Below are 12,214 nucleotides of genomic sequence, written 5' to 3'. Positions count from 1 at the left end.
GTTACCTAAATAACGGATATGTACACCATCACCACCGCCACCACCCTCAGGGCCGATACAAATGCGCATGCCCCGCACGATACAACGACGACTCACCAAAACTGTCACTGGCCAAAACCCGACCCACCAGAATCAACGCCGTACGCCGAAACCCCTTGGCTGCCACCTTCCCGGCAATATCCGCCAGCGTACCAATGGCCCAATCCTGATCCGGCCAGGTCGCCCGATGCACCACCGCAATCGGACAATCCTCCCCATAGTGAGGCACCAACTCAGCCACGATCTTCTCCAGATGATTCACCCCCAGGTGAATCGCCATGGTCGTCCCATGCTGCGCCAGGCTACTGAACACCTCACCCTCAGGCATCGCCGTCTTATCCGCATACCGCGTCAAAATCACACTCTGTGCAATGTCCGGCAATGTCAGCTCAGCCTCCAACAACGCCGCACACGCCGCCACCGCCGTCACCCCGGGAATGATCTGAAACCCAATCCCAAGCTCCCGCAAAAGCCGAATCTGCTCCCCAATCGCCCCGTACAAACTCGGATCCCCGGAATGCACCCGCGCCACATCCTGGCCTTTCTCATGGGCCGTCTTGATCAGCCCAATGATCTGCTCCAGATGCAGCTCCGCACTGTTAACCACCAGCTCCGCCTGATGCCCTTCAAGCACCGCCGCCGGCACCAGCGAACCGGCATAGATAATCACCGGGCAACTGCGAATCAGCCGCTGCCCCTTGACCGTGATCAATTCCGGATCGCCTGGGCCTGCGCCGATGAAAAAGACAGTCATGGATTCATTCCTGTGAAAAAAAGCACGCGAGCAGCCCTCCAGATGAAGATTGCTCATGATCAAAGCTGACGATTATCGGGAATTCAGCCGGCGCAAGCCAATGCAAAGGTGGCCTGGGCGGTTTTTTTGCGGGTGATCAGCAGGGTGGCAGGGCTTTGAGACAGCTGTTCTGCCAGGGCCAGGGCGGCACTTTCAGCAATGCCGTAGCAGCCGGTATGAGCAAAAACCGTCTCGGACTTATGGCTCAGTCGATCTTCATAGGGCGCCAATTGCTCCGCACTGAAAAATACCAACGGCAAATCCAGAACCTGAGCCAGTGCCAGCAACCCCGGCTCATCCCGCTTGCGATCAAGACTGGCCAACGCAGTGATGCGCTGACGCTCAATGCCACCCTCGGCGAGGGCGGCGTTGAACAGTTCACGCAGGATGTCGACAGAACAACCCCGCTGACACCCCAGGCCAACCGCCAGGATCATGCCGAATACTGACCATCACGGTTACGGCGAAACAGCCAGGCACTGATCAAGCCCAGCGCCAGCCAGAAGGCAACGTTGGTCAACTGCGAGGCGATCTTGAATTGAGCTTCCAGAGCCTCCGGCGCCAGCATCGAGTGGACTTCCGGCTGTGGTGCGCCAATCACATGGGGCACCGCCAGGATCGCCACGCCCAGGATTTTCAGCAGCCAGTTACGACCGAACACGATCAGCGCGATACCGGCAGCGGTAGAGGCGGCAGTGCCGATCCACCAGATTTGCCGTTGCGCCAGGTCTGCTGCCGCAGTCCCCGGCAATTCAGGCGGCAAGCCCAGGGTCGGCGCCAACACAAAGGTGGCGTAACCGGCCAGGCCCCATAGCAGGCCTTGGGCCGTACGGGTCGGTGCACGCAGGGTGTACAGGCCGGCAAGCATCAGGGCAAAACCTACGGCGACCACCAGGTTACCGCCCGTAGTCGACAGCACACGCTGCCAGCCATCTTCCGGCTCCCAGGCTTCAGCGTCGTGGGTGTGGGCCGTGGCATCGGCATGTTCATGCACTTCGGTCGCGGCCGGGGCGTTTTCGAAGGTTTCCGCCTGCAGGATCAGCGGGGCAACCCAGAAGCTTTGCAGCAAGGTCAGCAGCAAGGCGGCCAGGAGGCCGGTGAAACCTGCGGTTTGGGCAATACGCTTGATCATGTCGGCAGGTCTCAGTGGCACGGGAACGCAGCGCTGTGGCGGGTATCGTGGGCGGCGTTGTGCACCGCTTCGATGTGCGAGAAACCGGCGAAATACACCAGGCACGCGCCGAGGATCGACGCGCCGATGGCGGCAGTCAGGCGTTGGCTCAGGGTGGCGGTGGTGCTGGCGGTAGAGGCGGTGCTGCTGATGATCGACATGGCGCGTCCCTTCAGGGTTTCAGGGTGACACGAGCGCATGAAAACCCCGCGAGCCAGGCACGCAGGGTTCTGAACAGCGCCCGCCCACCGCGGGTTTGTTATCTGATTTTTTCGGGCCGGTCTCCGGGCTTGCGAGGGGCCTGGGCCTTGAAAGCATCACCTTCCCATGCCCTGGAGGCACAGTGGATTTGACGCTTCACTCGCTTACCGTTGCGGGGGCAGCACCGGACTCGTCACGCCCTTGAGTAAAGGAACATGACTCACCGGTTTCCCGTTTCACCCTGTGAAGGGCACCCGAAACAAGATGTGTAGGAGAGCATGGGCGGGCGATGGGCGTCAAATCGCCGGGTTATTGCCAGCGTTTGAACAGCACGCTGGCATTCACGCCGCCGAATCCAAACCCATTGGAAATCGCGTATTCAATCGGCAACGACCGGGCTTGGCCTCGGACCATATCCAGTCCTTCGGCAGCGGGGTCCGGGTTGTCCAGGTTGAGGGTCGCCGGGGCAATCTGGTCGCGCAGGGCGAGCACGGTGAAGATCGCCTCGATCCCGCCCGCGGCGCCCAACAGATGGCCGGTCGCCGACTTGGTGGCGCTGATCGCGACGCTGGCATTTGCACCGAACAGCGTATTGATCGCTGCCAGTTCGCCGTTGTCGCCTACGGGGGTCGACGTGGCATGGGCGTTCAAATGCTGGATCTGTGCGGCGCTGATCCCTGCCTGCGCGATCGCCAGTTCCATTGCCCTGCGTGCACCCGAGCCATCTTCCGGGCCCGAGGTCATGTGATAGGCGTCGGCGCTGGTGCCGTAGCCCACCAGCTCTGCGATAGGCGTCGCCCCACGAGCCAATGCATGCTCCAGTTCCTCGATCACCAACAGTCCGGCACCTTCGCCCATCACAAACCCGTCGCGGCCTTGATCAAACGGGCGGGAAGCCAATGCCGGCGTGTCGTTGTAATCGCTGGACAGCGCACGCGCCGCAGCAAAACCGCCGAGGCTGACCCGGTGGATGCAGGCTTCGGCGCCGCCACACACGGCGATGTCGATTTCGCCGGCACGGATCATTCGCGCAGCATCACCAATCGCCTGTACGCCGGCGGCGCAAGCAGTGACGGGGGAGCCCAGCGGACCTTTCAGTTGATGCTGGATCGACACGTGCCCGGCCGCCATGTTGCCGAGGAATGACGGGATCGTGAACGGCGACAGGCGGCGAGGCCCTTTGCTGTCAGCCGTACGAACGGCCTCGGCAATCGCGGGAAAACCACCCACGCCGGAGGCGATGATTGTCGCGGTACGTTCCTGCTGTGATGGCGTCTGCGGACTCCAGCCAGCCTGGGCCAGGGCCTCTTGCGCGGCTGCCAGGGCAAACACGATGAACCGGTCCATCTTGCGTTGTTCCTTGGCCGGGATGACAGTGTCCGGGTCAAAGCCGGCTTCAGGGTCCTGGATGCGGTCCAACACTTGGCCGCCGATGCTGATTGCCAGGTCGCCGATCAATGCCTCGGGTAGCCTGCGAATCCCGGATTCACCGGCCAGCAGGCGCTTCCAGGTCTGTTCCACGCCGGTTGCCAGCGGTGTCACTGCACCCATGCCGGTCACAACAATTCGCTTACTCATGATCGCTTAGCTCCGCAAATTTCAGGTTGGTAGCAATGCATGGACGAAACTATCATTATGAAAGTAACATCCGATAGCTGAAATTTCCGTAGCCGCCCCACAGAGGAACTGCAATGCAACGTAAGTCGCTGGTGAATGCCGAATGCCCGGTAGCCCGTGGAGTGGAACGGGTAGGCGAGTGGTGGAGCATCCTGATCATGCGCGACGCGCTGCAAGGTTTGCGGCGTTTTGATGAGTTTTCCCAGAGCCTGGGGATCGCTCCGAATATGCTCACCCGCCGGCTCAACAGCCTGGTCGAGGCGGGGCTGCTGGAGCGCCGGCAATACAGCGAGCGGCCGCCACGCTTCGAGTACGTGCCGACGCCGGTTGGCGAGGATTTCCGGGTGGTGATCATGGCGTTCATCGGCTGGGGCAACCGCCATTTCGCCAACGAAGGTGAAAGCCTGCAATTGGTCGACCGGAAAACCCGGCGCCCGGTGGAAGTGGCGGTGGTGGATGCCGACGGTGCACGCGTGTCCGTCGAGCAATGCAGCGTCCAGGCCGGGCCGGCGGCGAGCGAAGGCATGCTGGAGCGCCTGGCGCTGCTTAGTGCCAAACGCTCGGACATTGACCCGTCCCTGCGCACTGCGTAGCCTTGCACCTTCGAGGTTCTTCGGCCCAGGCCGAAGCTAAGAAGGGAACGCGGTCAATGCCGCGGCTGCCCCCGCAACTGTAAAGGGTTTATCTGACTGCCACGCCACTGCCTGAACAAGGCGGGAAGGCGCAGCCAGCGCCGGCATCACCGCCGGCAAGCCCCAAGCCAGGAGACCTGCCTCGCAACCGATTTTCTACTTCAACCGGGCGGGGTGATCCGGTGGCGAATTCTGCTCCTGCGCACCCGCGCAGGGCCACTCGTCCCGTATGCCCGCCCCAAAGGGCATCCGATGAAAACACTGGCCAAACTCCCCGTCACCATCGTTACCGGCTTCCTCGGCTCGGGCAAGACCACCTTGCTGCGCCACATGCTGGATAACGCCCAGGGGCGCCGCATCGCGGTGATCGTCAACGAGTTCGGCGAGCTGGGCATTGACGGTGAAATCCTCAAGCAATGCTCCATCGGCTGTACCGAAGAAGAGGCGAACGGCCGCGTCTACGAATTGGCCAATGGCTGCCTGTGCTGCACGGTCCAGGAAGAGTTCTTCCCGGTGATGCGCGAACTGGTGGCCCGTCGCGGCGACCTCGACCATATCCTCATCGAAACCTCGGGCCTGGCCCTGCCAAAACCCTTGGTCCAGGCGTTCCAGTGGCCGGAAATCCGCAGCGCCTGCACCGTTGACGCCGTGATCACCGTGGTCGACAGCCCAGCCGTGGCCGCCGGCACGTTCGCCGCCTTCCCGGACCAGGTTGACGCCCAGCGCAAGCTCGACCCGAACCTGGACCACGAATCCCCCCTGCACGAGCTGTTCGCTGACCAACTGGCCAGCGCCGACCTGGTGATCCTCAACAAGTCCGACCTGATCAGCCCTGAAGACCTGGCCCGTGTGCGCCTGGAAGTGGCAGAAGAACTGCCGCCGGCGGTAAAAATCATCGAAGCCAGCAGCGGTCGCCTGCCGCTGGACGTATTGATCGGCCTGGGCGCGGGCTCGGAAGAACACATCGATGGCCGCCACAGCCATCACGATCATCACCACGAAGGTGAAGACGACCACGACCACGATGCCTTCGACTCCATCTCCATCGAACTGCCCCAGGCCGACGAAAGCCTGCTGCTGGACGCCCTGACCCAACTGGTGGTCAAGCACGGCATCCTGCGGGTCAAGGGCTTCGCGGCGATCCCGAACAAACCGATGCGCCTGCTGATCCAGGGCGTGGGCACGCGTTTCGACAAGCACTTCGACCGCGCCTGGCGCGCCGATGAGCCGCGCGCCACGCACCTGGTGCTGATCGGCCAGGAACTCGACGCCGCCTTGCTCGAAGCGCAACTGCGCGCTGCCCTCAGCGTTTAAACCATGCATCTGCTCAGGACCCAGCCCGGCGGTTTCGTTTCGGATGACAACATCGCCGACCTTGGGCAAACCCCCGCCGAGCTGGTGATCCTGTGCAGCGGTGATTCCAGCCTGGCGCTGCTGGCCGAAGCGGCCCAGCAGTTGCCCGAGGATTACCCGAGCCTGCGCCTGGCCAACCCGATGCAGGTGCAGAACCATGCTTCGGTCGACCTGTATGTGGATGAGGTGCTGCGCCACGCCAAGGTCATCCTGATTTCGCTGCACGGCGGCATCGGTTATTGGCGCTACGGTATCGAGCGCCTGGTGGAGTTGGCCGAGCGCGGCGTGCAGCTGATCCTGGTGCCGGGGGATGATCGCCCGGACCCGGAACTCAGTGGCCTCAGCACCGTGGGCGCCGAGGAACGTGACCGGCTCTGGCACTTCCTGCGCCAGGGTGGTTTGGGGAATGCGCTGGATTTCTATCGTTGCCTGGCCGCCAGCTACCTTGGCCGCGATTACGCCTGGAGCGAGCCGCAAACCCTGCCGCGCACGGCGATTTATCATCCGCATAAAGCCAATGCCCGTCTCAACGATTGGCAGGCTGACTGGCAAGCTGATTTTCCCGTGGCGGCGGTGCTGTTCTACCGCTCCCATTTGCAGGCGGCCAACACCGGCTTTATTGATGTTTTTTGCCAGCGCTTGCAGGCCGCGGGTCTCAACCCGCTGCCGATGGCGGTGGCCAGTTTGAAAGAGCCCGGCTGCCTGACCGTGGTCGAGGATTTGCTGGACGAGGTGCACGCATCGGTGATTCTGAACACCACCGGTTTTGCCCAGTCCAGCCCCGAAGCGCCGCACCTGCGGCCGTTTCGCCGCAATATCCCGGTGATCCAGGCGATTTGCGCCCAGGACAACGAGCCCGGCTGGCAGGCCAGCGAACAAGGCCTCGGCCCTCGGGACCTGGCGATGCACATTGCCTTGCCGGAGCTGGACGGGCGCATCATCAGCCGGCCCATCAGCTTCAAGGACCTGGCCTGGCGCAGCGAGCGCAGCCAGTCGGATGTGGTGTGCTATCGCGCACAGCCGGAGCGCATGGACTTTGTCGCCGAACTGGCGCGGCGCTGGGTCGAACTGGCGCGGGTGCCGAATGGCGAAAAGCGTATCGCGCTGATCCTCGCCAACTACCCGACCCGGGACGGACGTATCGGCAACGGCGTGGGTCTCGACACCCCAGCCGCCGCGCTGAATATCCTGCGGGCACTAAAAATCCAAGGTTATCCGCTGCCGGACGAGCTGCCGGAAAGCGGAACGGCACTGATCCAGGCGCTCTTGGGCGGCGTCAGCAACGACCTGGACAGCCTCGACTTGCGTCCGTGTCATCAGAGCCTGGCGCTGGATGACTACGAGGCGATGTTCAACCGCTTGCCCGAGTCCAATCGCCAGGCCGTGTTGGCACGCTGGGGTACGCCTCATAGCGATCCGATGTTCCGCGACGGGCGCATGATGATCGCGGGCCTGCGTTTGGGCCTGACCTTCGTCGGCATCCAGCCGGCCCGGGGTTACCAGGTGGACGCGAGTGCGGTCTATCACGACCCGGACCTGGTGCCGCCCCATGGCTACCTGGCGTTCTACTTCTGGTTGCGCCACACCTACGGCGCCCACGGCGTGATCCACGTTGGCAAGCACGGCAACCTGGAATGGCTGCCGGGCAAGGGCGTCGGGCTTTCCGAGAACTGCTGGCCCGACGCACTACTGGGGCCGCTGCCGAATATCTACCCGTTTATCGTCAATGACCCGGGCGAGGGCGCCCAGGCCAAGCGCCGCACCCAGGCCGTGATCATCGACCACCTGATGCCGCCGCTGACCCGCGCCGAAACCTACGGGCCGCTGCGCGACCTGGAGTTGCTGGCCGACGAGTATTACGAGGCACAACTGCTCGACCCACGGCGTGCCCGCGAGCTGCAAAAGGACATCCTCAAGCTGGTGCGCGAAGCCCGCATCGACCAGGAACTGGCCCTGGACGAAAACCTCGACAGCGACGCCGATGCGGCGATCTGGCTGCCGCGCCTGGACACCTACCTGTGTGACTTGAAGGAGTCGCAGATTCGCGATGGCCTGCACATTTTCGGCGAGTCACCCGAGGGCCGCTTGCGCATCGACACCTTGCTGGCGTTGTTGCGTATTCCGCGTGGCGATGGGCGGGGGCCGCAATCGAGCCTGCTGCGGGTATTGGCCAAGGCCTTCGACCTGGGCTTCGACCCGCTGGACTGCGCCCTGGCCGAGCCGTGGACGGGGCGCCGGCCAGTGGTGTTGCAGAAGATCGACACGCAGTTGTGGCGCACTGCCGGCGACACCCGTGAACGCCTGGAGCTGTATGCCGCTCGCTTGATCGAGCAGGCGCTGGAAGGTGCCGTGGAGCAGCTTGAAGAGCCCGGCTGGGAAGACGTCAAGGCGGTGATCGAGAGCTTGCGCATCGTCGTCGCGCCACGCCTGGATGCCTGCGGCCCGGCGGAAATGCGCGGGTTGCTGGATGCCTTGAACGGGCGCTTCGTCCCGGCCGGGCCCAGCGGCGCGCCGAGCCGGGGCCGTCTGGACGTGTTGCCTACCGGTCGTAACTTTTTCTCGGTGGATGTGCGCAACCTGCCCACCACCACTGCCTGGCGCATCGGCTTCCAGTCGGCGAACCTGATTCTTGAGCGTCACCTGCAGGATCATGGCGACCACTTGCGCCAACTCGGCCTGTCGGTGTGGGGCACTGCCACCATGCGCACCGGCGGCGACGACATTGCCCAGGCCATGGCGCTGATGGGCGTGCGCCCGGTGTGGGCCACGGGCAGCCAGCGGGTGGATGACTTTGAAATCCTGCCCATCAGCCTGCTGGACCGGCCACGGGTGGATGTGACCTTGCGCGTGTCGGGATTCTTCCGCGATGCGTTCGCCAACCTGATCCGCCTGTTCGATGCGGCGGTGCAAGCCGTGGCGGCGCTGGACGAACCCGACGACCTGAACCCTCTGGCGGCCAAGGTGCGCAGTGAGCGCGAGGCTTTGCGCCTGTCGGGCCTGGACGAGGACGCGGCGGCGAAGCAGGCCGGTTGGCGGATCTTCGGCGCCAAGCCCGGTGCCTATGGTGCCGGCGTGCAGGGCGCGATTGATGGGCGCTTGTGGCAGAGCCGCGAAGACCTGGCCGAGGTTTACCTGAACTGGGGCGGCTACGCCTATGGCGGCTCCGACGAAGGCACCGCCGCCCGCGAACAGTTTGCTCAGCGTTTGAGCCAGGTGCAGGCGGTGTTGCAGAACCAGGACAACCGCGAGCATGACCTGCTCGACTCCAATGACTACTACCAATTCCAGGGCGGCATGCTCGCCGCCGTGGAAACCCTGAGCGGCGACAAGGCCGCCAGCTATCATGGTGACCACAGCCAGCCGGACTTGCCGAAAGTCCGCACGTTGAAGGAAGAGTTGAACCGGGTGATTCGTGCCCGTGCGGCCAACCCGAAGTGGATCGAAGGGGTGAAGCGCCACGGCTACAAAGGCGCGTTCGAGATGGCGGCCACCGTGGATAATCTGTTCGCGTTCGACGCTACGACGGCGTTGATCGACGATCATCAATACGCGTTGCTGGCGGATGCCTACTTGCTGGACCCGGACACCCGCGCCTTTGTGCAGCAGCACAACCCGGATGCCCTGCGGGACATGACCGAACGCATGCTCGAAGCCCAGCAACGCGGCATGTGGCAGGAGCCTGGGGCGTACCGCGAGGCGTTGGAAAACCTGTTGTTGGATATAGAAGAAGGCAGTTGATGACCGACATCCCACATTTCCCGCTGTCCGCCGTGGTCGGCGCCGACGACTTGAAACTGGCCCTGTGCCTGACGGCCATCGACCCGAAGATCGGTGGCGTGCTGATTGAAGGCCCGCGGGGCATGGCCAAGTCCACCCTGGCCCGTGGCCTGGCGGACCTGCTCGCCAGCGGCCAGTTCGTCACGCTGCCGTTGGGCGCCACCGAGGAGCGGCTGGTGGGCACACTCGATCTGGACGCGGCACTCAGTGAGGGCCGCGCACAGTTTTCCCCCGGCGTGCTGGCCAAGGCCGACGGCGGCGTGCTCTATGTCGATGAAGTCAACCTGCTGCCCGACCACCTGGTGGACCTGCTGCTGGACGTGGCCGCCAGCGGCACCAACCTGATCGAGCGCGACGGGATTTCCCACCGGCATTCGGCGCGTTTTGTACTGATCGGCACCATGAACCCGGAAGAGGGCGAGCTGCGCCCGCAATTGCTCGACCGGTTTGGTTTCAACGTAGCGCTGAGCGGGCACACCCAGCCGGCCGAACGCGGGCAGATCATCCGTCGCCGCCTGGATTTCGACAGCGACCCTCAGGGTTTCTGCGGGCAATGGGCCGACCGGCAGGCCGCGTTGCGTGAGCGCTGCACCCGGGCCCGCGCATTGCTGGAGAGCATCCCGTTGGATGACCAGGCGCTGGCGCAGATTACCGAGCGCTGCTTTGCCGCCGGCGTCGATGGCTTGCGCGCCGACCTGGTCTGGCTGCGTGGCGCACGTGCCCATGCGGCCTGGCGGGGCGCGACGGCTATCAGCGAAGAAGATATCGAAGCGGTCGCGGAATTTGCCCTGCGCCATCGTCGTCAGGAGCAATCCCCGCCTGCAACGCCGCCCGCTGGCGGTCAATCACCCAAGCCCAATGATGCACCTGAAGGCCAGGGCCAATGGGGCGACATGCCCGCACCCGCCTTGCCGATAGGTGCTCGCCGTGATGTGCCCACCTGGCCAAAAAAGCCCTAGGCATCCGCCCCAAACCTGACGCGGGGGCGGATGCACGGCCCACGGCGGGTCGACTGAACAAGGGCCGGCGCGGCCAGGTGCGCAGCGCGGCCGAAGGTTCGATCAACTGGCCGGGTACCTTGCTCGGCGGGCGGCCGCAACGCCGCGAAGATTTGCTGTATCAACTGCGTAGCCGTACGCCCCATGAGCTGTGGCTGGTGATTGTCGATGCTTCGGCCTCCACCCGGCGGCATCAGGCGCTTAGCGATGCCAAGGGATTACTGGCCCAACTGTTCGACGATGCCTATCGACAGCGGGCGCGCATGGCGTTGCTCACCGCGAGCGGGCAATCGCCAAAGTGGCAGGTGCAGGGATTAAAGGCGGCAAAAGGGCTTGGTCATTGGCTTGATGGCCTCGGTGCAGGCGGTGGCACGCCATTGTTGCCAGCGCTGAACGAAGCGGGGCACTGGTTGGCGGCTCGTCGCAAGCGTTACCCGGTGGAGCAGCAGCGGTTGCTGGTGATCACCGATGGGCGGCTGAAGGATGTGGCGGGTTTGCCGCCGCTGGACTGCCCGGGTTTGCTGGTGGACATCGAGCGCGGCCCGATTCGGTTGGGCCGTTCAAAGCAGCTGGCTATGGGGTTACAGATTGACTATCGGCATATCGATAACCTGTAAGCGCCGGCACGTTCGGCCAAAGATCCGCCACCAGAAACAACCGTTCGGCTTCTTCCCATTCGCCTTCGCTGTTTTCCACCAGGCGCACCAGCAACTGCGCGGGCGCCATGGGGTCCAGTTCGGTTAGCCAGTGCTGCATCCGGGCCGCGTCCCAGGCTTCGTCCGCCGGGTAGTGCGCCGGCGCCAGCCATGCGTGGCGGGGCAGCGGTTGCCAGCGTCCTGCCGGGCTTTGCTCGATAAACCTCGACCAATCGCGCTGATGCAGCCAGCGGCCATTCAGGTGTTGGGGATGCGCGCCCTCCGGCGCCTGCGCCATGCCCGGCCATGGGTAGAGCAGATACCCGCCCAGCCACAGATGGGCATCAAAAGCCTGGATATCCAGCGCGGCCAGGACTTCGCGGCTCTCCGGCCGGGAGGAAATCGGCAGTTGGTGCTGGGCCAGGTGCGCCAGCTTGCGGTCGAGCCGGTCATGACAGCCGGGGCCGAGCCATTGCGCGGTGTCCCGGCCATTACCGTCCTGGGGCCCGAGGTAGAGTTTGATCGCCAGTTCCAGATGATGCACACCGTCACGGTCCCGCAGCAGCATGTCCAGTTCGCCCAGGGTATGCCCGGCCTGGCGGATCGGCAGGTTGGCCGCCAGCAGCTCCACGCCCGGCGCATGCTGCACGGCGAATTGCCACAGCCGTTCGTAATACAACCCCAGCCGGCGGGTGCGTGCCTGGCTCAGCCAATGCAGCAAGGCACTGCTGTCCTGGTCCAGCTGGCGCAGCCACTGCTCCAGCAAATGCGGGGTCTGCACCCAGTCGCTGCCGGTCAGCGGGTGGCGTTGTGGCCACGGCGTTTGCGCGAGCATCGGCGGGGCGAGCATCACCCACGCGAGATCGCGCACCTCGGGGTGACGCAGTTGGCGGGGCAGGTGCTGCAAATCAGGGAACAGAGTCATGGTCCGAGCATAGCCTTTTACAGCCGGGAAGGGGGCTGAGAACCGTTGTCGTCTGGGGTTTGCGGCGACAAAG

The 12,214-nt window shown here is 64.1% G+C and carries 11 protein-coding genes and 2 riboswitches; of the genes, 5 read left to right on the top strand and 6 right to left on the bottom strand.

What is annotated here, in order from left to right; genetic code table 11:
- Positions 1-46: 46 nt before the first annotated feature.
- The 5 genes from cobM to fabF form a co-directional block, all read right to left on the bottom strand.
- Complete coding sequence (gene cobM, locus HX818_RS28455; protein ID WP_008431975.1) at positions 47-793, bottom strand: precorrin-4 C(11)-methyltransferase; 747 nt, start codon at positions 791-793, stop codon at positions 47-49.
- 83 nt (positions 794-876) lie between these two features.
- A complete protein-coding gene (locus HX818_RS28450) occupies positions 877-1,269 on the bottom strand; it encodes a cobalamin biosynthesis protein (protein WP_003217881.1) in 393 nt (130 codons plus the stop codon).
- Positions 1,266-1,964 (bottom strand): CbtA family protein, encoded by a 699-nt coding sequence (locus tag HX818_RS28445; RefSeq protein WP_087694356.1) that lies wholly within the window; start codon positions 1,962-1,964, stop codon positions 1,266-1,268. Before HX818_RS28445 ends, HX818_RS28450 begins: the two co-directional genes overlap by 4 nt.
- 11 nt (positions 1,965-1,975) lie before the next feature.
- Positions 1,976-2,164, bottom strand: coding sequence for a CbtB-domain containing protein (locus HX818_RS28440; protein WP_003217883.1), 189 nt, complete (start codon positions 2,162-2,164; stop codon positions 1,976-1,978).
- A 96-nt stretch (positions 2,165-2,260) separates the two neighbouring features.
- A riboswitch (cobalamin riboswitch) is annotated at positions 2,261-2,477 on the bottom strand.
- Positions 2,478-2,513: 36 nt separating this feature from the next.
- Positions 2,514-3,782, bottom strand: a complete 1,269-nt coding sequence (gene fabF / locus HX818_RS28435; protein ID WP_177021151.1) for a beta-ketoacyl-ACP synthase II — start codon at positions 3,780-3,782, stop codon at positions 2,514-2,516.
- Positions 3,783-3,895: 113 nt separating this feature from the next.
- Between fabF and HX818_RS28430 the strand changes: the two genes are divergently transcribed.
- The 5 genes from HX818_RS28430 (at position 3,896) to HX818_RS28410 (ending at position 11,198) form a co-directional block, all read left to right on the top strand.
- On the top strand, positions 3,896-4,414 hold the full coding sequence (locus HX818_RS28430; protein ID WP_177021150.1) for a helix-turn-helix domain-containing protein: 519 nt from the start codon (positions 3,896-3,898) through the stop codon (positions 4,412-4,414).
- Positions 4,411-4,613, top strand: a riboswitch (cobalamin riboswitch). It overlaps the preceding gene by 4 nt.
- Positions 4,614-4,705: 92 nt before the next feature.
- Positions 4,706-5,767 (top strand): cobalamin biosynthesis protein CobW, encoded by a 1,062-nt coding sequence (cobW, locus tag HX818_RS28425; protein WP_003217887.1) that lies wholly within the window; start codon positions 4,706-4,708, stop codon positions 5,765-5,767.
- Positions 5,768-5,770: 3 nt separating this feature from the next.
- A complete protein-coding gene (gene cobN, locus HX818_RS28420) occupies positions 5,771-9,544 on the top strand; it encodes a cobaltochelatase subunit CobN (protein ID WP_177021149.1) in 3,774 nt (1,257 codons plus the stop codon).
- Entirely contained in the window at positions 9,544-10,542 is a 999-nt protein-coding gene (locus tag HX818_RS28415; protein WP_102605646.1) for an ATP-binding protein, read from the top strand. The genes cobN and HX818_RS28415 overlap by 1 nt, the downstream gene beginning before the upstream one ends.
- A gap of 53 nt (positions 10,543-10,595) precedes the next feature.
- Positions 10,596-11,198, top strand: a complete 603-nt coding sequence (locus HX818_RS28410; RefSeq protein ID WP_177021153.1) for a VWA domain-containing protein — start codon at positions 10,596-10,598, stop codon at positions 11,196-11,198.
- On the opposite strand, the gene HX818_RS28405 is transcribed toward HX818_RS28410, so the two are convergent.
- Positions 11,155-12,141: a DUF1853 family protein gene (locus HX818_RS28405; protein ID WP_177021148.1), complete on the bottom strand. Its 987-nt coding sequence runs from the start codon at positions 12,139-12,141 to the stop codon at positions 11,155-11,157. The genes HX818_RS28410 and HX818_RS28405 overlap by 44 nt on opposite strands.
- Positions 12,142-12,214 lie beyond the last annotated feature (73 nt).

Origin of the sequence: Pseudomonas sp. F9001, assembly GCF_013385435.1 — a bacterium.
Taxonomy (GTDB): Bacteria; Pseudomonadota; Gammaproteobacteria; order Pseudomonadales; family Pseudomonadaceae; genus Aquipseudomonas.
Note: the sequence above shows the minus strand (reverse complement) of the source record. Positions and strands in the feature narration are given on the sequence as shown.